Source organism: Paenarthrobacter sp. YIM B13468, assembly GCF_042788025.1.
GTDB classification, from domain to species: Bacteria; Actinomycetota; Actinomycetes; order Actinomycetales; family Micrococcaceae; genus Arthrobacter; species Arthrobacter aromaticivorans.
In genome coordinates this window covers 114,144-135,680 of record NZ_JBHZPI010000012.1, presented here as the reverse complement: position 1 = coordinate 135,680, position 21,537 = coordinate 114,144, and the positions used below count along the sequence as shown (strand labels likewise).

Sequence of the window (21,537 nt, the reverse complement as noted above, 5' to 3'; positions counted from 1 at the left end):
TCAGCAGGCTTCGTGCGCAGCCTTGGCCGGTGACTCAGGCTACCTGCCACAGCGTGTAGTAGTCGTTGGGTGGTATCCAGATTTCTTCAGTCTCGCAATCATAAAAGTCAGTTTCCTGCAGTTGACTTTCAAGGAACCGAGCAAGATAGGCGTGCCAGATGGCACGTTCCCGGCGGTTGCGGCTGATCTGATCGAAGTAGTCATCGAGGACTCCAAGCCTGCCGGCAAGCATGCGCAGATTGGCGGTGGTGACGCGCCAGGTGCCATTTTGGCGTTGGATCATGCCCAGGGCTTCCATGTCTGCCAGGGCGGCCGAGCAGGCGTTGCGGCTGACACCACTTGAACGTACGATCTCGGCAGTGGTGGGAGAGTGCCGGCCCCGTTCGATGGCCTCATAGACAAGAGCTGCGGGGTCACCCAGGGCACGAAACACAGGCCGAACGGCGTAGATTTTTCCTTTCCGCCAAGTCAGCTCTTTGGCTAGTTCTCGGTAGTGGTCAGGCAGCTGGATGAGGTAAACGTCCGCTGCTTTCTGACGCGCGTCAGCAATCTTTGTCAAAATCCCGTCCGAGGCCGCAGCCAGGATGGGCAGTAGCCGGGCAACCGTGACATGATGCTTACCCATCGCGGCAGCGAGGGTGCGGCAGCCAACGTCAAGAACATCAGTTTCCTTCCCACGCATGTACCCCAGCAAACCGCGGATCAGTAAGCGAAGACTGAGGCCTTCGCGGCCACGCGATTGAAGTCTGTGGTCCAGAACTGCGTAGAGCACATTTTCTAGGTCGTTCACAAGCTGACGAACTCCAGCGGTGCTGGAGTTTCCTCGCCCCCCTGTGGTTAACGGGTGGCTTGTGTTGTTAATAGGGGCACTCTTTTCCCGGTGTTTACGGGGGAGTGGTTTCTTCGCATTTAAGACTGAGTTGGTGAAAGCCTGGGCTTTGGCCCATTCGTAGGGCAGCAGCCGAGCCTGGCGCTCCGCGGATCCGTAAAGGGCTGCAAGACCTGGGAACTGAACCGCAAGCTCGCCCTGAACCTGCTGCAAGGACCAGCCGCAGGCACTGAAGTGGTTCAGCACCGCCATCCGGGCTTCGGACGGGCTCTTGTACGTGGCCGTGTTGTACACACCGCTCCGGGCAACCCGGCGCAACGGGGACTCGCTCCCGCCCGACAGGGGTAGCGTAGACAACGCACCGGTCCGTTGTGCGGCTACGCTCTTCGCTTCGCGTGCCTTCAGCGCACGCTTGCGTTTCAGTTCTGGCGCCAACGCACTACGCAATTCCAACAAGGCTCGGGAGGGGTTGCGGCGGCGAAGAACGTCGTATGCCTTGGACAGGGGAGTGATAAGGGTTTGGTGGCCACCGGACTTATGCACCGAGCCAGGGACACGGATGCACCCGTCGGTGATGTTCTGATGGGGGCTCGGGTCCAGACTGGTGGCTATCAGAGCTAGCGCTTCGACCAGCTCCCGGGCCTCGGCCGCTTCCAGTCGTTCCTGAAGCGGGACGTACAGGTGGCGTCCTCCGCTGGGGGAGAAATCCTCTACAAACCTCATCCCACAGGCGGCCAACAGCTGGCCGATCCGTGCCGCATCGGAATCCACGACACCCTTCAAGGCTTTCGAGGTGTCAAAGTCAAGGCACAACGTGGCAACACAGCCATCGGTGCCGTGCACCATCACCGCAGCAGGACGATGGGGCAAAGAACGAGTGATCTTCAACGCGTTCACTGGGCGGGGATATTGAAAGCGTTGACCAATCCAACGCCCCAAACGGTACGACGGCGCGCCGGCGATCAAGGGAGCGAGACTCCAGGCGTGTTCAGGAGACACTTCCGGCGCGACACTCGCATTTGGGTGCGTTGACGCCAAAACGGCATCCGGTACCATAGACAACAACAGCCTCTCTTTGAGGGTATGGAAAATCCACCCACCAGGGTGGGTGTTCTACAAGTTCAGATCTGATCCCGCCAAGAACTGGATCTGAACAGATACTTAGATGAAGGCCCGCCTAGTGCGGGCCTTCAGTTTTTAACTGGCCTTTGCTATAGGCAAAGTCTCCTGTGTGTGCTCGGCCCGAAATTTTTCCAGATCGATGGAGTCGATGTGGGCAGCAACAAGGGGGGTTAGGTAGTCCACCGCGTTGCAGTCAAGAATGTCTAGGATGTCACGCAGTTTTTCGGCGCGAGTGATGTCCGGTTTGACGTTGAATGTATGCCGTGGGCCCTTAGACGGGCGTCCACCCTGTGCGAGCTTTCGGAGTGCCATAGAGCTATCTAATCGGTTTTTGTTATCGAAACCCTAGATGCTGGGGGGCGTGTCGCGTCCATTCTTTGGCAAAGCGTCCACGGCTCACCTTATGGGGGGTGATCCTTGCTCCCGCAAAGAACGTTAGATCCCGTCTCATATGGAGCCCGTCAGGTAGTAACGACGGTCCGATAGTCCCTACCGCGGCCCGGTACGTCGGAAGAGCCTTAGCCAGGTGTCCTTGATACTTCTGCGGATGCGACTTGCCGCCACACTTGGTTTCCATAACTGAAGTCCGCGGTGGGCAAGGGGTGTATCGGTAGGGGAATCGTATGCGAGTTTCGTTTCGGCCGTGGACTGCGTAGTTAGGATGTGACATATGTTCTTTGCTCCTCCTACGTTCGCTTGATCATGATTGACGAGTCTTAAGCATGCTCAACGTTCATCCTATTGCATCATCGGCCCAGTTTGCAGAACGGCATTTAGGCCGTTTAGGGAGATTTGCCGTATCTGCCTTGGATAGGCGGCGGACCGCCCGAAGAGTGTCCGCCTTCACCCGGGCGGTGGAACTGCCTTCGCCTCTAAGTCTGGACAAGCTCATACGATTTGTTGAGCTGGTTACGGAGAGGCCCATTCAGCTCTCCCGGAGGGATGCCCTGCTCGATGTGGACATGTCAGGTTTTTGGCATGAGGGCGAGGAAGTAAACCGCTTGCTCCATGTGGGCGACCGGTCAGAATTCGCCGGCGAGATGAACATTTTGCACGAAATCGCACATGTTCTGCTCCAGCACGATCCGGAGCCCCTGTCAGGGGAGGAGCTGGCGGTCGTCTTCCCGGATTTGGATCCCCTAAAGGTCCTGCACGGGTGGAGGCACACCAAACTGCGCACCGGAATCGAAGCGGAGGCCGAGCTGCTGGCGGATCACCTTTACGCACAGATCCGCTCAGGTAAGAGGGATGAAGAGATTTTAGGCTTCGGAGATGTAATCGGTTGACGCTCGCTGGTTTTGTTCTGATTATTGCCGCCGTCGTGCTTCTGCTCTCGTCTGTGGCCATGTACGTTTCCCGGGGTCGCCGGATGCACGGTTCGTGGATCTACGGCAGCTTCTTTGGCTCGCTCACGGCGATCTTCCTTGTCGAGCCGATTTTCTATGCAGTGGATGCAGCCCTAGGAGGTATCAACTACCTCGCCTTGGCGCACCGGGCTTTCCTAACAGCAACCTTGCTGTCAATGCATATAGGCATTTGGAGAGCCATGGCCCCTTCACGACTAAGGCGTCCGGTTATTTTCGCTTGCGTCATAGCAGCGGCCAGTTACGGCGGCCAAGTGCTCCTGTTCGTCCAGGCAGCTCCATCGCTTAGCAGTTCGGGTATGCGCCAGTACGAGAGCAATCCGCTAGTCGCCACTTATAGCCTTCTGATGCTTGCGCACCTTGCCACTGTGGCCTATTCAGCGATGCGTCTCAGTGTCCACTACAGGCCACAGCTAAAGTCCTTGCGTAGGCGGCGGTCCCTGGCCTTCGTAGCTCTCGGCTCCGGTTTTGCCTTGGCTGTCGCGCTGATCCATTCCATAATGACCTTGACTGATTTGGTTGGTTCCCCACTAGAGATTCTCGGAACGCTGGAACGGATCTTTACGGCCAGCGCCGCCATTGTCTTTGCTTTGGCCATCGGGATCCCGACGTTTCCTCGATGGCTGGAGTCCGCCAGGAAAGACTTCATCGCACGACGGGAGCTCTGGGATCTTTGCCCGCTGTGGGCCAGGCTGCAGCCTGAAATTGATCAGTATGTCATCTGGCCGTACCGCGGTCGGCTGATGGAAATCATGTGCCGGGACCCCGCGATGCGAAGGCATCGAAGGGGAGTGGAAATACGCGACTGTTTTGAATCGGATGCAACCCTAGAAGGTAGACTCTCTGAAGCCGAACTGGCGACAATTCAAACGATGGAAGTTAACACACATGCTTGACCAGCAAACCACCCCGGGACGTTCGGCAGAAGCCGTTAGCCGGATTCTTCACCCTGCGGTCATGCTCCTGGTGGCAGCGGTTGCAACAGCCATTAGCGCTCCTGGATCCGTCCCGGCACTGATCGCTACCCTGGCGGCGCTGGCAGTTGTGATCCTCCTTGGCGTACTGGTCTTTCCGCGAATTGGTAAGTCCTTGGGCTGGCCTGAGGAACGCAGGAAGACACGGAGCTTCATGGCTTGTGCAGCCGTGCTTGGTCTCGGCCTTATAGTCACGTCTATGCTGGGAGCCCCTGGGCTGCTCATCGCCAACGGCATCGCATTCTTCGTCGGAGCCACGCTCATTGCACTGGGCCGGTCGCGGTGGAACATCTCGGTGCATACCGCCATTTTCACCGGCATCGTGCTGGGCCTCGGAACCTCACTGTCTCCACTATGGTTCGCCGCATTGATTGTGCTCCCCGTCCTCATCTGGTCTCGGGCAGCCTTGAAGCGCCAGAGCGTTGCGCAGTCGCTCTGGGGAAGCGCCATAGGCGTGGTGGCATGGCTCGCATACCTGCTTAGCTTGTCGCTGCTCGGAGCATAACGGTGGCGCCCAACCTCAACGAGGCACGGGATGCCTGGCGCCAAACCTTATCGGAGCGATTAAACCTCCTGCTCGACGTGATGGTAGCCAGTGGGGGAGAGCCCTACGAGTTTGAAGACATCCGCCGGGGACTGGAAGAGCAAGGCGTAACTCTCTCTCGCTCGCGGTGGCTCTATATGCGTGATGGCAACGGGGCCACGGTGACGGATGAACGCCTGCTCACGGCGTTGGCCAACTTCTTCGGGGTGAACCCCGCGTACCTCAATGACTTCGAAAGCGAGATCCCGGAGCGCATTGAAAAGCAGCTCCACTCCTTGAAGACTCTCCGCGAGAAGAGAGTGAAGAAATTTGCTGCTCGCAGCCTGAAGGGAGTCTCCCCTGAGAAGTTTCAGGCAATAGCCCGAATCCTGGACGAAGAAAATTAGAACAACCTTGAGCTTACCTTGAGCGTGCTTTTTTCATCTTGAGCATGCTCAAGGTAGGCTATTGGCGTGCCTATGCTCCAGCAATTTGACTTACCCCCACCCGGAGACTCCAGAGCGGTCACTCCTGCTGGGACGACGTGCTGTCAGGATTTACGAAGGCTACCCAAATCCTCGGGTCGGTCTTCATTGAGGCCGAGGGCCCGCCCCAGGATCGAGTAGCGGCGTGTCACTTCATCGACGTCGACGCTATACCTGACCCTCTGGCCATTCCGCTCTTCCGATGCCGGAGGATCCGCAATGAGCACCCCCTCGGCCTCCAATTGCACCAGGTTGTTCTGCGCCGTCGGAACCCCTATTTCCAGCCCCCTGGCCACATCACCCCTAGTGGCCGGCCCCGCTTTAGCAAGGTAGCCGACAATCGCCACTTTTGTTGAGTTGCTGAACACGCCGATTGCCCGCTCCGTACCGGAGGGGATTTTAGGGCGGGCGTAGCGGGGCATGGCTCTAATTTTGCCGCACGACCACCCAAAAAACGTCATTTCTCTTAGCGGTTAGTTAAACTATTCGCTACCATGGACCTGTCATCTGTTTTATCTCCAGCCCGTACCGCCAAGGAGGCGCTATGCAGCCCACAGTTCACTTGCCAGAACCACGACGCCCAATCGGCTGCGTAGTTGTAGAGGTGTCAGTGAATGCGATGCGCGGAAGCTCCTCTGCGAGAACAAGAAGTACGAGCCCGCAGCGGCGTCGTCTCTGGGCTTTCGACGGGCACCACAAGTCCAAGTGCGGGGAAATGACCGGTTGTCTAGCGAGTGGAATCGTCGCGGGAGAGCAGTAGAGAAAGAGATGTCTGTGGGGGAAGGGCAGGTTCTAATGAGCATGCTGCCGCTCAACCGGTCGCATGACGCGTCGCTGACTGCCGGCATGGAGGAATGCCAGTGAGCGCTCGGAACGTCGTAACCGGGGCGGCCATCGTGGCGACGCTGACACTCGGTTTGGTCACGGTTGTCCTGGACGACAGCGACCCGGCACAGGCAGCATCGTCGTGCGCTGCACCGGCGGGTGTAGCTGCCGGTCCTGCCCCTGCCGGGGGAGTGGCAGGGTTTGATGCCGAACAGATGAAGAACGCTCAGGCGATCATGAACGCGGCCAAGTCGCTGAAACTGCCGGTCGCTGCTCAGCTGATCGGGATTCAGGCAGCCATTGGTGAGTCGACGCTGCGCGTCATTGACTACGGTGACGGGGCCGGGCCTGATTCGCGTGGTTTGTTTCAACAGCGCGCCAACGGCGCGTGGGGCTCGTATGCAGACCGGATGGACCCCGCTATTTCGGCGACGAACTTCTTCAAAGCACTTCAGAAGGTGGAGGGTTGGGAAACCCTCGAACCAACTATTGCCATTCACCGGGCGCAGCGGAACGCGGACCCGAACCACTATACGAAGTTCCGCGCCCAGGCCACGGAAGTCTTCAAGGCCTTGGGTGGGGAGTCCGCCGCAGCGGTAAGCCCGTCCGGCGTGTGCCCAGCTGAGGGCAACCAGGTTGTCGGGGACTTGGCCGGTAAATGGGTCGCTCCCATGGAAGGGGCGATCAACAGCAGTGGTTACGGGCCCCGCCCGGCCCCGCCCGGCACGGCCGGGGGAGTGCTGGCGAACTTTCACTACGGCATCGACTTCGTGCACCCCGGAAGCGCCGGGACGATTGTGGCGATCACGGACATGAAGATCGTCAAGGTCCGCAACATGGACGGTCTGTTCGGCACCGGGGTTACCGGCCAGAGCGTGGACGGGAAACTCACCATCGGCATGTACCACATGGAAGCCGGCTCGGTGAAGGTCAAGGAAGGCGACACCGTGGCCGCCGGAACACCCTTGGGCACCGAAGGCGCAACGGGCAACGTGACCGGTCGCCACCTTCACATGGAGTTCTTCGCCGGAGCCCTGCCCAACCCCATGGTCCCGATCAATCCCACCATCGACCCGACTCCAATCCTGAAAGAGAAAGGCATTCTCTGATGCGCAAGCACCTCGCCCTCACCGCCGTCTTGGCCGCTGCGCTCTCCTTGAGTGCCTGCGCCGGTAACGCGGCCACCGAACCGGTAGCCGGTTCCACTCCCACGGTGACCACTGGCCAGGCTGGCGAGGAGAGCCACCATGCCGACGACGGCCACGGCCACAGCGCAGACGAGCACTACGGAATCCCTGTGGTGACGTGGGATGCAGCGGCGGAAAAGTCGGTCAAGGACACCGCGGCCAAGGTCATGGCCCTCTTCGCCCGGCCCGACGTCCCGGAAACAACCTGGTTCGCTGACCTCGCTCCGCACCTTGCACCGGAATACGCCGAGGATGCGAAGTACATTGACCCGGCGCGGGTGCCCGTCCGGAAGATCACCGACGGGCCGGCGATCAGCAGGGACGCCGGCAACCCAATGACTGTGACCGCTACGTTCTCCACCAATGCCGGCCGCTGGACGATGCTCCTGCACCGTTCCGGGCAGCAGCAGCCCTGGCTGGTAACAGCCATATCCCCGCAAGAGCAGACCTCATGACCACGACCGAACCTGAACCGAGCGAGAGGAACCATCCGATGAGCACGAACTGGCAAGGAAGCGAACGGAAGAGCCGCGCACCCATCAGCCTGACCGACGCCGAACCCGAAACACCAGACACGGCTTCGGCCACAGTCATCCACGCCGTACCGAACGCCGAACCGGCCGCAGCAGCAAAGGTCGACACCCCGGTGGTGGAGGACCTGCACCGGGAGGCTCCGCTGGTCAGCGGCCGCCGCAGCGCAGCAGTGCTCCGCAAGGAGAACGTGAACGACCAGTTGCCGCCGGCCACCGGCTGGCAGGCATTCCTGCGGGCGATCAGCTTCGGCTTGATCAGCCCCAAGGTAGGCGCAGCCGAGCTGGCACGCCGGGCGGATCTGTCAGCGATCCAGCGGGTCTACTCCCGTCCCATGCAGGTCACGGTCGTTCAGCCCCTGGGCGGGGTGGGCAAGACAATGTGCAGTGTCGGAATTGGCTCCACGTTTGGGATCCACTCCGGCCAGCAGACGCTGGTGTGGGACAACAACGAAATGATGGGCACCGCCGGCGTCCGGACCAACTCGAACGACTCAACCCGGACGGTATGGGATCTGTTGAACGTGTTGGACACCTTCGAGACCGTGACGGCCCGTAAGGGCGAGTTGTCCTACTACACCCGTCATCAGGGCAACAACCAGTTCTCCGTCCTGGTCGCGGACGAGGACGCGGACCGGATGAAATCCATTGGTGCCGATGAGTTCAACCGCATCCATGCTGTGGTGAGCCGTTTCTACGACACCATCATCGTGGACACCGGGAACAACACCCGCTCAGCGAACTGGCTGGCCGCGATTGAGGTCACCGACCAGCTGGTGATCCCCACGACGCTCAAACGCAACGCTGTTGTCTCGGCCCTGCGGATGATCGAACAGCTCGAGTCCATGTCCGAGCGCACCGGCAACCCGCACTACAAAGACCTGGTGACCAACGCTGTCGTCTTGGTCACCCAGGGCGGCGGGGCGAAAGTCTCCGCAGCCGAGCAGGCAGAGCTTCGCGAGAACCTTGCTTCCGCCGTGCGGGTGATGATCGACATCCCGTATGACGGGGCGTTGGATACCGGCTCGATCATCGACTGGCAGCTCGTCGGTGACCCTGCCCGCCGTGCTTTCGAACGGGCATCAGCGGAGATCACTGAAGGCCTCCTGGCCGTTGACCGCACTACCTCCACCAAAACCACCAACCGATAAGGAAACCAAGAATCATGTTCAGCACCATCACCCGCGAAACCATCATCCGAACTGCCGGCGACAACCCTCTCGGAGGTGTTACACCCAACATCAACGTCTTCGGTGTGCAGTTCACCGGGGCGATGCAGCTCATCCTCGGCGGCCTGTGGGCCATTGTTCTGTTCCTTCTGGCCGGTGCTTTCCTGTGGAACCTCATGAAGTGGGGCGTTGCCCGTCAGCGCGGCCACGCCGATGACATCGAAGAAGGCGCATCCGGCGCTAAGAAGACCGGCATCGCCTTCGGCGCGGCCGCCGGCGCCAGCGTCATTCTCGGTGGCATCCTGGCACTGACCTCGGCAGCAGGAGCCTAGCCCATGCGGAGGCATTGGAAAGTCCTCACAGCCTTGGGGGCGGTGATCCTGGTCATCGCCGTTGCCGTCGTTCTGCTCAACCCGCCGGCACCGGCGGCCAAGCAGGATGATCCCAGCCAACTGCAGGCGTCCGGGAAGTTCGGGTTTCCGGTCTCCGGTATCAAGATCGGCGAAGGCGGCACCAAAACCGCCAGCGATGGGAAAACCATCACCGGCTATAACGGCAGTTGCGATTCAGCCGCCCAAGCAGCCGCCAACTACACCCACCTCATCGAGGATGTAAACGTTTCGACGTGGGCACAGCAAAAGAAGATCCTGACTGAGGTAGGCCAGCAGGGCCCCTGGGTGGAGAAAACCAGCTACAAAGGGGATCTGCTGACCACTGCCAAAGATCTGTCCAACGGGTCTTTTGACGGTGGCTGGTTCTACCGCACTGATGTGGCCGCAGGTGGTCTCTACCGCGTAGCCAGCTGCGAGCAGAAGAAGAACGCGGTAGTTCAGGTGTTCTTTGGGGCTGTAGGCGCGAATGTACAGACTGCCCCTAGTGCATTCTTCAAAACGGCTACCTTCGAGCTCGTATGGGACGGCGACTGGAAGATTTCAGATGCCGCAATCGTGGCCAACGGCCAGGATTTCGGCGGACGAGTCAAAGACAGCGGTCCCATGAGCGTGGGCACCAACATGGAGGACGAGGCCACGCCGGTTCTGCGGGACGATCTGGTCAACGCGTTCTTCAAGGACATCAGCCGTGAGGGGTGGGTCGAGTATGCGAACGCTAAGCGTTAGCAGGACGATCCGCCTCGTCGCAGTTTTCTTGGCGTTGTTCCTCAGCTTTGGGGTAATCGTCGCCGGTCCTGCGCAGGCGGCAGACGAAGTGAGCAAGTCGGAGAAGCTGAACGCGGACCAACTCAAGCGCCTCGCAGGGCTCCCGGAGGACCAGCGAATAAAGATCAGAGACCGCCTGAACCAGGAGCTGGCGAAGTCGGTCTGTGGTGATCCGTTGTTCTTCGGAGCCATGGGTGGCAACAGCTGTGAGAACGTTGCGGCCAAAGCCTTCAGTTCCTTCCTGACGACGCCAGAGAAAGTGTTGGATTACGACGGAAAGAACACCATTCCATTCTGCGCCGCACTTCCAAGTGCTCGCGCTCCGGATTCGGGTACCACCTGGTGTGCCGGAGGCGCTGTTTTCAATAAGTTCGCTCCGATCGCTGGCGTGGTGATGCGGACGGTTATTTCCTCGATGCCGGGTGGTCAGGTGGTGTTGGGCACGGTCGATACCGTGGCGTTCATCGCGAATGCGAAGGACGGGTTTGAGAAGTTCGCAAACACGGTCAAGGCCGAGGGCGTGAAGTCCACCAACGAGGTGTTGAACAACCTTTTGAAGGTCTCCGTATTCGACATCGATGATGGGTTCCGTAATACGTGGGCCGCCTTCGCGGCGATCGGGATCCTGGTCATGGGCATCATGTACTTCAAGCTCTGGAAGGACGTCTCGAACGAAGAGATCGACATGGACTCCGCCAGGACGTCGCTGCTTTGGTACGGGCCATTGTCCATGCTCCTGGTGCTGTTCGGCCCAGCCATCGGATATGTGGTTAACGGCTGGATGTCAGGGCTGACCGAAGGAATCACGTTCTGGACTTCCAGCCGGGTCACGGATTTCGGGGTCGCTATTTCCCGGTTCGCGTCCTATGAGTCCAGCGGTGCTTTCGGGCCTCTGGCGGCGGTGCTGTTGTTCGGTCTGTTGTTTATCTCGGCCTGGGCGATGTTGGGGCTGCTGGCTCTGCAGCCGTTGGCCCTGTATCTGCTGGGGCTGGGCATCGCCTTGATGATCGGCTACATGATCCACCCGAAGTACCGTGAACGGGTGGGCAAGGTCGGGGCTCTGTGGATCGGCATTTCCCTGTCCAAGCCGTTGCTGCTCCTGCTCATGGGAGCTGTGTTCAGCTACATCGCCTCGCGCCCGGCATTCGCCGGCGAAGGCGTGGATGACGGCATGGTCAATGCGACGTCCGTGTTCCTGGCCGCGGCCGCGATGTGCGTCCTGGCGTTCGCTCTGCCAATGCTGTACAAGTACGTCCCGATTCTGCCGTCGTCCTCTACCAGTCTCGGTGAGGGTCGGCAGTCCGTAGCCGGACCGGCCATGGTCGCCGGTGCCGGCGCGGCGATCTCCTCTGCGATCAGGCAGCGCAGAACCTCACAGGTCCAGTCAGGCACCCCCGGCGGCGGGAACCGCTACGGCGGGACCAGTGCCCCGTCAACGCAGGGCACTGTGGGGCAGGGAGCTGCTCAGGGTCCGGGCCTGGATCAGGGCATAACGGGTGCGGGTCTGTCCGGGCGCCGCAGCGCGGCGGCCAGGGTCCCGAACGAACCGGGGGCACCAGCTGGCCCCAATAATCAGGGCAGCACACAGGGACAGCCGGAAACCCGCACGATCGGTGAGCTGCAGAAAGCCGAACGGGCAGGTACCGGCGGGGCGAAAGCAGCCCAAGCGTTCAAGTCCGGGGCCGGCGCAGTCGGCCGGGGATCCGCGAAGGTCGCAGCCGGTGGCGCTACAGCTTTCCTGCTGGCAGGCCGGGAAGCAGCACGCCAGGCATCCATGCGGGGCCAGCGCTCGGCTCGCTCGATGGCGCCCGATACCGACCACATCAGTGGCCGGTAAGAGAAGCACAAGGAGTAGGTAGTCATGGGAAGAATGGTTGTTGTCGGCGGTGAGGTCCAGAGCCGCGGCCTGTTCGGAGGAAACCGGACAGCACCGGAATGGATCGGCCTGTCTGCCGCGATCGGGGCGGCGCTGCTGATCGTGCTCGCTGGCGGTAGCCAGATCGTCGCCCTGATCATTGCAGCCGTTTTGGTCCTCACCGGGGTCATCTTGACCACGCCCAACAAGTTCACCGGCCACCGCTCCCTCGGTGCCTTGTATGTCGAAGCCCGGCACAAGAAGGCCCGCGCCAAGAACAAGTCCCTGGTCTACGTTCCGGTCAAGGACCGCCCGCAGACCCGGATGGTCAAGGCCGGGAAGAAGGACCGTGACCGCGCCGATGAGAACGGCATGATCGAAGTCCCTGTCCGGCACAAGGACAACGCCCCGCTCATGGTGGGCACTGTCCGCCACTTCTCCATCGACACCCCGGAGGGACCGCTGGTGATCTTCCGGCATCAGGGCAAGGTCAAGAAGTCGTACTACACGGCCACGATGGAAGTCATGGGCTCGTCCTCGGGAATCCGTGAGGAGTACCGGAAAGAATCCGGGCACGTGGCCCGTGGCCAGTACCTGGCCCGGCTGGCTCGCCGGCAATCCCTCGTCACCCACGTCCAGACCCTCGCCCGGGCGGTGCCGATGGACTCGGCCGACCACCTGCTGTGGGTCAAACGCCGGGTCGCTCCGAACGTTCCGCGGATCCTGTTGGAGTCCTACGGCGATCTGTGCGAGACGACCCGTTCACGCTCCGAACAGCACCGCACCTATGAGACGTTCCGGATCCCCGGGACCCCAGCCCTGTACCGCAGGGCCGAAGCCTACGGGCCGGGGGATGAAGGGATCGGGCAGGCGATCTATCAGGAGATCCGTTCAGCGATGGCCCAGGCGTCGATGATGGGTTCGATCACCAACTCCCGGCCCCTTGGCGCACAGGCCATGGCCGCGCTCCTGCGGCACCTGCAGGACCCCGACTTCGACATTGACGACTACGACGGCGCCAACCTGATGGACTGCTGGCAGCACCTGGACGGCGCAGCGTCACCCATCTCCCTTGTGGTCAACAACCACTGGCACATCCGCACCGGCTACGTGCCGGCCCCGGCTTTCAGCCCCGCACCCATCCCCGTGGAGGCGTTGGAAGCGATCATCAGCGGCATCCAACCGGCGGTAGTGCATTCGGTGTCCATGGTCATGGAACTCGAAGACGCCCGCAGCGCCCGGTCCAAGGCCAGGACGGACGCCGCGATGGACCGGGCCACGAGCAATAAGGTCAGCAAGTCCGGTGTCGTGACCGATGGCACCGAAGAAGTGTTGATGGGAGCCTCCCACCAGCGCCTCCTGGACTTGAAGCCCGGTTCCGGCCACCACGGCGCAGCGTACGGACTGTACATCTCTTTCGCCGTGGAAGACGCGAACGAGATCCTGTCCACCACCGACATCGTTGAGGCCGCGGCCTCCGATGCCGGTATCGAGTTCATTGACTGGATGGACCACCGCAACGACCTTGCCCTGATCACCACCATGCCGTTCACGAGAGGAATCCGATGAGCACGATGGAAGAAGAGATGCTGGGCCTGCCACGCGCCCAGAGCCGGAAACTGTGGCGGAAGAACACCTCCCGACGGAAGACGGAGGCGCTGGCCTTGGAGGCAGCCAAGGACAGCAAATCGCGGAAGCGCCCGGTTTCGAAATCGGCCGCGAAAAAAGCGGAAAAGAAGGAAGCCAGGGAACGCGAGCTCATCGAATCGAAAGCCACTGCGGCCACCCGCTGGCATCACGAACGGAAGTGGGGTTTCGCGTCCAAGCTGGGGTTCTATGACCCGGCAGCCCCGGGCGTGCCGTCTTCGACCAGGCAGATGGAATTTTCCCACATGGCCATTGCCTCCCCGCCAACGTCTCACCGCGGCTTGGTATTCGGCGTCGATGCCGGTTCCGGCTGGATGATCGTCCATGACCCGTTCACCGCTTACGGTGACACCATTGAATCCCCGAATGTCTGCGTCATCGGTGACCTCGGGCAGGGAAAGTCTTCGGCCATGAAGACCTGGGGCGTGCTCCGGCAACTCGTCCTCGGCCGCCGCGTCGTCGTGATCGACAAGAAGTACCAGAAAGACGTCAGCGGAGGGGAGTACACACCCCTGGCCCGGAAGCTGGAGGTTGCCCCGGTGCAGTTCCGCATCGGCGGAGGTGGTTCCCGGATCAACATCCTGGATCCCCGTATCGCTGCACGAGTGAACGAAGAAGCCGGCGAAGGGGACCAGTCCACCCCCGCCGGTCAGTCCATGCTCCTGCGCGCGGTCATGGAAGAAGCGCTCCGCCGGCCCATGACCCCTAAGGAAGGCAAAGCCGTCCGCATGGCCCACCGCCAGGCGCTGGCCGCGGCGAAAGCCGATGGGGAAGTCGCCCACATCGGACACGTCCTCAAAGCCCTTTACACCCCCGATGAGGCAGCAGCCACGGCCACCGGCCTGACTTCCGACGAGCTGCGCGAATGGGGCCAGGACCCGGCCTTCGAACTTGAACGCATGATCGAGGACGACCTGGCCGGACTGATCGACGGGGAAACCAGCGCGGACATCCAGCTCAACGCCGGCCTGACGGTCTTTGACGTGTCACTGCTCCCTGAAGACGGCCCGGCCCTGCCGATCGTCATGACGATCATTAACACCTGGCTGGCGAACACCCTCTACCGGCAAGAACATGCAGTCCCCACGGTCCTGCTCATCGAGGAGGCCTGGCACACCGTCCAAGGCTCGGTGGCCACGGTGACCCGACGCAACACCAAACTCTCCCGCGCCCTGTCCCTGTCGTGCCAGTTCGCGTTCCACCACATCTCCGACATCCCGGCGGACAGCCCCGCGATCTCCATGCTCAAGGAATGCGGGACGGTCCTGTTGTACAAGCAGCAAAAGAGTGCCGACGCACTGGCCTGCGAAGAAATGTTCACCCTCCCGGCAGGGACCGCCGAGGTCATCACGAAACTGGTCAAGGGCACGTGCCTGTTCAAGATCGACCAATACGATCCCTTTGAAGCCATCCACGTCCGCAGTCCCCTGGAAGTCGAGCTGACCGACACCGACGGTGCCATGAAGTCCACCTCCACCATCGGTGTCACCGAACAGCCCAGCACCACAACCATGGAGGACGTGCCGGCATGAGCAAGCAAACCTCAACAGACACACTGATGAAACTCGGCCTCGCCGGCTTCGTTATCGTGCTGGTTGTCCTCGCCTGGGTCGCAGCGTTCTTTGGCGAGTTCCTGACACCGACCGGAATGCCATGGACCAACTTCACGGAGTTGGTGGCCCGTTTCAAGGAAGGCACCTTCGCTTGGCCGGAAGCTGCGACATGGATACTGATCGTGCTCGCAATTCTTGCTTTCCTGGGAATCGCGTTCCTCACCATCGTGCTCGGGGGCAGCAAGCCGAAAGATGACGGCCTGCCCCGGTACAAGGACCTCGAACCGCGGATGGGTAAGAAAGCGGCGCTGGCCAAAGCCCGGCAGTCCTTGCACCTTCCCGAGGACGCACCCGAAACGGACATCATCGTCCCCGCGTTCAAACTCGACAGCAAAGTACTTTATGTCCAGCACGAAGACTCCATGTGGGTGTACGCGCCCCAGCGTTCGGGCAAGACCCTCTATATCGCCGTAGGAATAGTTTTGGACGCCCCAGGCCCTGTACTGACGACGTCCACAAAGAATGATCTGTTGATGTACACGGCGGTGGCACGCCAACGCCGCGGCACCGCGCAGGTCTTCGATCTGCAGGACATCTCCGGGTGGCCCGACACCATCAGCTGGAGCCCCGTCGCCGGATGCGAGGACCCTGACGAAGCCCTGGCCCGCGGCAAAGCATGGGCAGGTGCGCAGCCGATGGGGAACGTGAAGAACGGGGACTGGTTCAACTCCAAAGCCGCAGCGATCCTGGGCCGGTTCCTGCACGCCGCAGCCTTGGATGGGGGAACCATCGAGGACGTCGTGCGCTGGTCCAACAACTTCGCAGACCCGGAACCTTTGGAAATTCTCCGTGAGCATGGTGCACCGGCCGCGTTCGCTGAACGCCTGCAGGCGCTGACGTCCTCCCGCGCCGGCGAAACGGTGGATTCCATTCAGGAGACCCTGGCAGGACTCTTGGAGCCCCTTTCCTCCCCGAAGGCATTGAAGTTCCTCACTCCCGCCGAGGGGCAAGGCTTCAGCGTGGAGGAATTCCTGACGGGGGTGAACACTCTGTACCTGCTCACCGACGGCGAAGATTCCCCGGTTGCCCCGTTGGTCACCATGTTTGCCGATCATGTGTTCCGCAAAGCCCAAAAAATTTCCCAGACCCGCGCCGGTGGCCGCTTGTGGCCGGTTTTCACCATGGTCCTGGATGAAGCTCCGAACGTCGCGGCGTTCCCCAAGATGGCCGGTGCCCTTTCGGACTCCGGCGGCCGCGGGATCCGCATCATCGGGTTCAGCCAATCATTCGCGCAGAACCGTGCCCGCTGGGGCAACGATGGAGCCAAAGCCATCCGGGGCACCTCCTCAGTGCGTTTATTCCTTCCCGGACTGGAGGAACTGGAAGAACTGGAAACGGTGGCCAAGTCTGCCGGGACCACCCACCGGAAACGGGTTTCCACCTCCCAAGGCAAGAGTGGCTCATCCAAAACCACCAGCGAAGAGGAACGCCCCGTAATCCGCGCCCACGAAATCCAGCAATTGCAGCAGGGCAAGGCCTTCATGCACTACACCAACGTCCGCCCCGCCGTGGTGGAACTGACCCCCTACTGGGAGCGCGATGACGTTGAACAGATCAAAGCGGACAAAAAAGCCGCCGAGACCATGACCCGCAGGATCACCGCATGAGCGGGGATCCGTATGCCGGCATCCCCTTCCCGGACGAGGAACCGGCACCGCCAGATAACGGTCCCGGCAGGGGAGCAGAAGCACCGCCCTTGGCGGACGCGCCTGCCGGCGTTGACGCCGATGGCGTACTGCCCTCGGTAGAGGAATTGGTCCTCGAACACGACGACGACCTGAAGCAGCTGTCAGCAAATGTCGATGGGCTGACCGAACTGGTGGGCAACCTTCTCAGGAATCCACCCCAGGAGCAGCCTGCGCCGTGGAACTGGAAGGAACTTAACGGCCCGGGCGCGGCAGCGCTCCTGACGGAGCTGCGAACCTGGGTCGATTGGTACAACGACAGGTACGGGGTAGCCGCTGAATCCAGGATTCCGGGTTGCTGGTACCGCCACGGCCCGGTCGTGGAAGAACTCACCGGCGTATGGATCGCCTGGCGTGCGGCGTATTACGGCCACAAAACCCCCAATGACGCCCCCGCATACTGGCACGAACGGATCCTCTGGCCGACCATCAACAGGATCAAGAAAGGCACATGGGGTCTGTCGGCGTGCAACCCCGCCCACAAAGACCCGCGCCCGAAAAACGAGCCCCCCACCGACGATGGATTCGCTGCCTTCCTTGGCGACATGAAGTCAGAACAACCCTCCCCACCCGCAACCACATGACTCCCGCCATGGAAAAGACGCGAACGATGAACAACACACCACAGGCGATGAGCAACGCCGGCACCCCTGCGGGCAGGTCAACAGCAGCAGTCCCAGGCGTACCGAGGGACGAAACCCAACCCACCTTTGCTGGCGTGGATAACGGAGGAACCGCGAAATGAATCTGGAAACCTACATCGTCGCCCTCGTCCCTGCGGGTGTATTGGTTTTATTCAGTATTTTCCGAGTGGGCTTGCCCTCCGCCAGGTGGAGCTTCGGAGAGAAAACTTATTGGTCTGTGGAAGGGACCATGATGCTCTGGGGAACGCTGGCCACTATGGCAGGGGTCTCCGGCTGGGCGTTCTCCCTCGCTTTGGACATCACTTCCGGTGCGCGGAATGGAGAATCACTGACCGACGCGATGATCAACTCCATCGTGGTTGCAGCATTGACCGCGGCAGCTGCGGGAGGAATCCTCCAATGGGCCCGGCTGCGGGCAGCGTTCCGTAAAGAGCAGCGGTCCTCCCTCCGGGTCGCCCAGGATTCCTAAATACCTCTGCCGATACCTGACCCTGGAGATCATCCGATGACGAGCCCTGACAGACGGCGGGGACTGGCCCGCGAATGGATCACTTCAACGACTGAACTCCAGACCTTGACTGACCCAGCCAGCCCCGCCAGGCCGTTAGTGGAACGCCTCAAGGAAAGACTGGGTGCCCGCAGAGCCGAGGCCCGAGCACGGGAACTGCGCCGTGGGCTGCATTCGACCGCGCAACACATGGCGTATCTTTCCCTGGGTGCGGACCCTCATGTGTGGGGTGTGCTCTCCGGTGGTCAACTCAGTGGACGTAGAGGAGGTAACGGTTCTTTCGTGCTCGAAGACACCCTGCAAACGCTGACCTGGCCCAGCGAATCCACCCCGGCAACGGCAAGCCAGGCACACCACATCCTGGCCGTTCTTCCCGCCGCACGTGCCCAAGCCGAACTCGGAGACCACAGTACCGTCCCCGGCATCGAAAACCTGGTCCTGACCTTGGCTGAACACCCTGACCTTAAACCCCATCAGCGGCGAAGGCTCCTGGACCACCTCCCGGCACGCAGCCGGCCAATCCCGGACTCCCAGGACTCCCTGGAACGCGGGCAGCCGCCGGTGACCCTGTATGTCGACGTCAAAGGCCCGGAGGAAGCACTCTCTTACGCCAGCACACCAAGGATCCGATTGGCAGACATCGTCGTGGCCGACGGGCTCCAAGGTAAAGGGTTGGGCACCGCGGCCCTGACCGAGCTGTGCATGTACGCGGACCGCCACGGCCTGCCCATCGAAGGGACGCTCCAGCCAGGGGAGGGGAAATCCGAGGAAACGGTAGCGGCTATGTCTCGATGGTACGCACGACTGGGCTTTACCCAACGCGACCGGGAACCTCACCAATGGACGCGCGGGGGAACCATCCACCGCGCTCCCCGCGCACAAAACTTGGCGGCACAGGAAAGCTGTAGGAGCGCCAGCCGCGATCTCTTTCCACCGTTGTATTCAGTTCTCGGGGCGGGTGCAGGTGAGGCGCCTCGAAGGGGACGATCCTAGTCATTCGAAGATAGACGCCGGTCGGCATCATCGCATCGAGGGCATCGCGACCACGCTAGCCGCGCACGGATGCTGAGCACGTCAGGACGCTAAAGCGGACAATAGTTTAATGAAAAGCAAACAACTTGATATATTCACAACTATCGGTACTTGAGCGGGACGAGTAGAAGTAGATGAGACACCTCCTCCAAACTGCCTTAAAGCGATTTCTTCATCCTGATCTGGCTGCTGTCGTCGACCCCACTTAGCCTTTTTCGGATATGAAGAAACCCGCCACACGAAACCACGGTGCCTGTCGCGATGGCAAAGCAAATGTGCCACAAGCTGTGGCACATTTGGTGCGCGTCTGAAGACTGGCCTGTCACGGCTGTACATAGGACACTTCCAAACGCCTAGTGACTTACGTATGCAATTGTCCAGACTGTGTCTGGACAATTGCATCGAGGCTGTCAGTGGTCCCCGATAGGGTTAAAGGCATGACGGACTCGCGTGACTTGGACCTGCCCTTCGGCTATCCGGACCTTCTCGAAGATCTGAAAGCAACAGTCAAGGCAGCCAGGACCAAGGCACTACGGGTGATTAACACCCAACTCATCGAACTGTACTGGGCGATCGGTCAAGGAGTCCGGCAGCAGCAGGAACAGCAGGGCTGGGGGAGCGGGGTCATCAAACGACTCTCGGAGGACTTGCGCCAAGAGTTCCCTGACATGAAGGGACTCTCACCCCGAAACATCCAATACATGACAACTTTCGCCGCAATGTGGCCCGACGGGGCAATTGCGCAGCAAGCTGCTGCGCAATTGCCGTGGGGACACATCATGGTCCTGCTCGACAAGAAACTCGAGCCACAACTCACCGACGCCTACGCCGCCGCGGCCGTGAAGTACGGTTGGTCACGCAACGTCCTGCTGAACATGATCATGAATAAGACCCTGGAGCGCACAGGGAACGCCCCCTCGAACTTTGCGCAGCAGCTTGCTGCGCAATCTTCAGAACTGGCCCAGCAGGTAGCCAAAGACCCTTACAACTTCGAATTCCTCGGGCTGTCGGGGGAAGTCGCCGAACGTGACCTGGAAAACGCCCTGACCAGCCGCATCACCGAAACCCTTAGGGAACTCGGTCCAGGGTTCTCCTTCGTCGGGCGACAGGTGCACTTTGATGTCGACGGCGACGACTACTTCGTGGACCTCCTCTTCTTCCACGTGGATCAGAACCGCTACGTGGTCGTCGAACTTAAGACCGGGAAGTTCCAACCCGAGTACGCCGGCAAGCTCAACTTCTACGTCGCCCTGGTCGATGACATGCTCCGCCGCGAGCACCACAACGAAACTATCGGCATCCTGATCTGCGGCACCAAGAACGACCGCAGCGTCCGGTACAGCCTCGGCCGTTCCACCTCACCCATGGCCATCGCCGCCTACACCTACGACAAGCTCCCCGCCGACGAGAAACTCGCCCTGCCCAACGAAGGACACGTCGTCGCTGCCCTCGAATGGGCCGAACCCGAGTCAAACCAGCCGGACTAGGAATAACCTCGGGGACACCGTCTTGAGGCAGGAGCCAAAACCTGTCACGTTCGGCCCAGACTCCACCAGTAACCCTCGCTGAAAGGGTTACCGGGATCCCGGAACGTGCAACGATACGCTGGGGATATGGCCGACGGGGAAGCTACTGCGCAGACAACCAAGCCGAAGAGCACGACCAAATCGAAGAACAAAGGTACTTGGAAGCGGAAAAGCTTCGCCAAGCGGCAGCTGGACGCCCGCGCGTGGCTTGAACGTCTCGTCCCGCCCGAACGAATCACCGACGCCCGCGTGAACCAGCTGGCGCACTTCGTCGACAGGTACCGGCCCGGGTCCAAGTTCCAGGTCCTCGCCGACGCGATGGTCAAGAACGACGAAATCCGCACCATCAAGAAAGTCGCCGCCCGGTACGAATCCCGCAAAAACGCCTACCTGCGCCGCAACGCACCTATCGCACCAGTAGACCTCACCCCTGCCATCGTCGACCAGCTCACCACCCTGATCCGTGCCTCCTGGGACCGTCGGGCCCACGGACCCACCTGGACAGAGATCCGCACCGTCATGGGATGGGACGCGGCCAAACCAAGCAGGCCCTCACGCAACTCCGCACCGGCGGACTCATCTCCTTCACCGACGACAGCGGTTCCCTCACCCTCACCAGCAAAGCCGCGCACCACGGCGCGACAGCCAAGAAATCGCCCTGACGCCGTCACTGTCGGGCTCAGAACCAGAAAGAAGCATTGGACGATTAAGTCTTACCGCTCTTCCGAGACGGCCGCCGAAGCCAATTCCTATGGCCACCCACCGAGTGAGCGAGTACGCATGCACGCGATGTTCAAGGAATCCCCACCCTGTGAGTCTTGTGAGTCTCGAAGAAATTAGTTCACTGTTTACCAACGCCGGT

Annotated in this window: 20 protein-coding genes; 18 read left to right on the top strand and 2 right to left on the bottom strand. The window is 61.0% G+C overall.

The features are described from left to right. Window positions 1–34 precede the first annotated feature (34 nt). Window positions 35–1,726, bottom strand: a complete 1,692-nt coding sequence (locus ACFX4T_RS13215; RefSeq protein ID WP_377652269.1) for a hypothetical protein — start codon at window positions 1,724–1,726, stop codon at window positions 35–37. Window positions 1,727–2,784: 1,058 nt separating this feature from the next. On the opposite strand from ACFX4T_RS13215, the gene ACFX4T_RS13210 reads away from it, so the two are divergent. Genes ACFX4T_RS13210 through ACFX4T_RS13195 form a run of 4 tightly spaced genes read left to right on the top strand, consistent with a single transcriptional unit; the run spans window position 2,785 to window position 5,219 of the window. Further along, complete coding sequence (locus tag ACFX4T_RS13210; RefSeq protein ID WP_377652268.1) at window positions 2,785–3,237, top strand: hypothetical protein; 453 nt, start codon at window positions 2,785–2,787, stop codon at window positions 3,235–3,237. Continuing rightward, a complete protein-coding gene (locus ACFX4T_RS13205) occupies window positions 3,234–4,211 on the top strand; it encodes a hypothetical protein (protein WP_377652267.1) in 978 nt (325 codons plus the stop codon). Before ACFX4T_RS13210 ends, ACFX4T_RS13205 begins: the two co-directional genes overlap by 4 nt. Next, entirely contained in the window at window positions 4,204–4,794 is a 591-nt protein-coding gene (locus tag ACFX4T_RS13200) for a hypothetical protein (protein WP_377652266.1), read from the top strand. Before ACFX4T_RS13205 ends, ACFX4T_RS13200 begins: the two co-directional genes overlap by 8 nt. 2 nt (window positions 4,795–4,796) lie before the next feature. Next, window positions 4,797–5,219, top strand: coding sequence for a hypothetical protein (locus tag ACFX4T_RS13195; RefSeq protein ID WP_377652265.1), 423 nt, complete (start codon window positions 4,797–4,799; stop codon window positions 5,217–5,219). Window positions 5,220–5,362: 143 nt separating this feature from the next. Here the strand turns inward: ACFX4T_RS13195 and ACFX4T_RS13190 are convergent, their stop codons facing one another. Continuing rightward, complete coding sequence (locus tag ACFX4T_RS13190) at window positions 5,363–5,719, bottom strand: winged helix-turn-helix domain-containing protein (RefSeq protein ID WP_377652264.1); 357 nt, start codon at window positions 5,717–5,719, stop codon at window positions 5,363–5,365. Between the two features lie 438 nt (window positions 5,720–6,157). On the opposite strand from ACFX4T_RS13190, the gene ACFX4T_RS13185 reads away from it, so the two are divergent. The 14 genes from ACFX4T_RS13185 to ACFX4T_RS13120 all read left to right on the top strand — a co-directional run bounded on the left by ACFX4T_RS13185 (window position 6,158) and on the right by ACFX4T_RS13120 (window position 21,515). Beyond that, window positions 6,158–7,231 carry a M23 family metallopeptidase gene (locus tag ACFX4T_RS13185; RefSeq protein ID WP_377652263.1) on the top strand — a complete coding sequence of 358 codons (1,074 nt, stop codon included), beginning with the start codon at window positions 6,158–6,160 and terminating at the stop codon, window positions 7,229–7,231. Further along, a complete protein-coding gene (locus ACFX4T_RS13180; RefSeq protein WP_377652262.1) occupies window positions 7,231–7,764 on the top strand; it encodes a hypothetical protein in 534 nt (177 codons plus the stop codon). Before ACFX4T_RS13185 ends, ACFX4T_RS13180 begins: the two co-directional genes overlap by 1 nt. A 38-nt stretch (window positions 7,765–7,802) precedes the next feature. Continuing rightward, window positions 7,803–8,990, top strand: coding sequence for a MinD/ParA family protein (locus tag ACFX4T_RS13175; protein WP_377652261.1), 1,188 nt, complete (start codon window positions 7,803–7,805; stop codon window positions 8,988–8,990). A gap of 14 nt (window positions 8,991–9,004) precedes the next feature. Continuing rightward, window positions 9,005–9,340, top strand: coding sequence for a hypothetical protein (locus ACFX4T_RS13170; RefSeq protein WP_377652259.1), 336 nt, complete (start codon window positions 9,005–9,007; stop codon window positions 9,338–9,340). Between the two features lie 3 nt (window positions 9,341–9,343). Further along, complete coding sequence (locus ACFX4T_RS13165) at window positions 9,344–10,126, top strand: hypothetical protein (protein WP_377652258.1); 783 nt, start codon at window positions 9,344–9,346, stop codon at window positions 10,124–10,126. Then, window positions 10,107–12,002: a hypothetical protein gene (locus tag ACFX4T_RS13160; protein WP_377652257.1), complete on the top strand. Its 1,896-nt coding sequence runs from the start codon at window positions 10,107–10,109 to the stop codon at window positions 12,000–12,002. The genes ACFX4T_RS13165 and ACFX4T_RS13160 overlap by 20 nt, the downstream gene beginning before the upstream one ends. 24 nt (window positions 12,003–12,026) lie before the next feature. Then, on the top strand, window positions 12,027–13,589 hold the full coding sequence (locus ACFX4T_RS13155) for a hypothetical protein (RefSeq protein WP_377652256.1): 1,563 nt from the start codon (window positions 12,027–12,029) through the stop codon (window positions 13,587–13,589). Then, window positions 13,586–15,199 carry an ATP/GTP-binding protein gene (locus ACFX4T_RS13150; protein ID WP_377652255.1) on the top strand — a complete coding sequence of 538 codons (1,614 nt, stop codon included), beginning with the start codon at window positions 13,586–13,588 and terminating at the stop codon, window positions 15,197–15,199. Before ACFX4T_RS13155 ends, ACFX4T_RS13150 begins: the two co-directional genes overlap by 4 nt. Continuing rightward, window positions 15,196–16,887, top strand: coding sequence for a type IV secretory system conjugative DNA transfer family protein (locus tag ACFX4T_RS13145; RefSeq protein WP_377652254.1), 1,692 nt, complete (start codon window positions 15,196–15,198; stop codon window positions 16,885–16,887). Before ACFX4T_RS13150 ends, ACFX4T_RS13145 begins: the two co-directional genes overlap by 4 nt. Then, window positions 16,884–17,549 carry a hypothetical protein gene (locus ACFX4T_RS13140; RefSeq protein WP_377652253.1) on the top strand — a complete coding sequence of 222 codons (666 nt, stop codon included), beginning with the start codon at window positions 16,884–16,886 and terminating at the stop codon, window positions 17,547–17,549. The genes ACFX4T_RS13145 and ACFX4T_RS13140 overlap by 4 nt, the downstream gene beginning before the upstream one ends. 157 nt (window positions 17,550–17,706) lie before the next feature. Beyond that, window positions 17,707–18,078: a hypothetical protein gene (locus ACFX4T_RS13135; RefSeq protein ID WP_377652252.1), complete on the top strand. Its 372-nt coding sequence runs from the start codon at window positions 17,707–17,709 to the stop codon at window positions 18,076–18,078. A 105-nt stretch (window positions 18,079–18,183) separates the two neighbouring features. After that, a complete protein-coding gene (locus tag ACFX4T_RS13130) occupies window positions 18,184–19,110 on the top strand; it encodes a hypothetical protein (RefSeq protein ID WP_377652251.1) in 927 nt (308 codons plus the stop codon). A 476-nt stretch (window positions 19,111–19,586) separates the two neighbouring features. After that, on the top strand, window positions 19,587–20,636 hold the full coding sequence (locus ACFX4T_RS13125) for a YhcG family protein (protein ID WP_377652250.1): 1,050 nt from the start codon (window positions 19,587–19,589) through the stop codon (window positions 20,634–20,636). A 126-nt stretch (window positions 20,637–20,762) separates the two neighbouring features. Then, entirely contained in the window at window positions 20,763–21,515 is a 753-nt protein-coding gene (locus ACFX4T_RS13120) for a hypothetical protein (RefSeq protein ID WP_377652249.1), read from the top strand. The last annotated feature ends 22 nt before the right edge of the window (window positions 21,516–21,537 follow it).

What these genes read in the sequence shown, in the direction of transcription:
- ACFX4T_RS13160 (WP_377652257.1), top strand. Translation starts at nt 10,107, where the DNA reads ATGCGAACGCTAAGCGTTAGCAGGACGATCCGCCTCGTCGCAGTTTTC.
- ACFX4T_RS13190 (WP_377652264.1), bottom strand. Translation starts at nt 5,719, where the DNA reads ATGCCCCGCTACGCCCGCCCTAAAATCCCCTCCGGTACGGAGCGGGCA.
- ACFX4T_RS13150 (WP_377652255.1), top strand. Translation starts at nt 13,586, where the DNA reads ATGAGCACGATGGAAGAAGAGATGCTGGGCCTGCCACGCGCCCAGAGC.
- ACFX4T_RS13145 (WP_377652254.1), top strand. Translation starts at nt 15,196, where the DNA reads ATGAGCAAGCAAACCTCAACAGACACACTGATGAAACTCGGCCTCGCC.
- ACFX4T_RS13135 (WP_377652252.1), top strand. Translation starts at nt 17,707, where the DNA reads ATGAATCTGGAAACCTACATCGTCGCCCTCGTCCCTGCGGGTGTATTG.
- ACFX4T_RS13120 (WP_377652249.1), top strand. Translation starts at nt 20,763, where the DNA reads ATGGCCGACGGGGAAGCTACTGCGCAGACAACCAAGCCGAAGAGCACG.
- ACFX4T_RS13175 (WP_377652261.1), top strand. Translation starts at nt 7,803, where the DNA reads ATGAGCACGAACTGGCAAGGAAGCGAACGGAAGAGCCGCGCACCCATC.
- ACFX4T_RS13200 (WP_377652266.1), top strand. Translation starts at nt 4,204, where the DNA reads ATGCTTGACCAGCAAACCACCCCGGGACGTTCGGCAGAAGCCGTTAGC.
- ACFX4T_RS13140 (WP_377652253.1), top strand. Translation starts at nt 16,884, where the DNA reads ATGAGCGGGGATCCGTATGCCGGCATCCCCTTCCCGGACGAGGAACCG.
- ACFX4T_RS13180 (WP_377652262.1), top strand. Translation starts at nt 7,231, where the DNA reads ATGCGCAAGCACCTCGCCCTCACCGCCGTCTTGGCCGCTGCGCTCTCC.
- ACFX4T_RS13170 (WP_377652259.1), top strand. Translation starts at nt 9,005, where the DNA reads ATGTTCAGCACCATCACCCGCGAAACCATCATCCGAACTGCCGGCGAC.
- ACFX4T_RS13165 (WP_377652258.1), top strand. Translation starts at nt 9,344, where the DNA reads ATGCGGAGGCATTGGAAAGTCCTCACAGCCTTGGGGGCGGTGATCCTG.
- ACFX4T_RS13125 (WP_377652250.1), top strand. Translation starts at nt 19,587, where the DNA reads ATGACGGACTCGCGTGACTTGGACCTGCCCTTCGGCTATCCGGACCTT.
- ACFX4T_RS13155 (WP_377652256.1), top strand. Translation starts at nt 12,027, where the DNA reads ATGGGAAGAATGGTTGTTGTCGGCGGTGAGGTCCAGAGCCGCGGCCTG.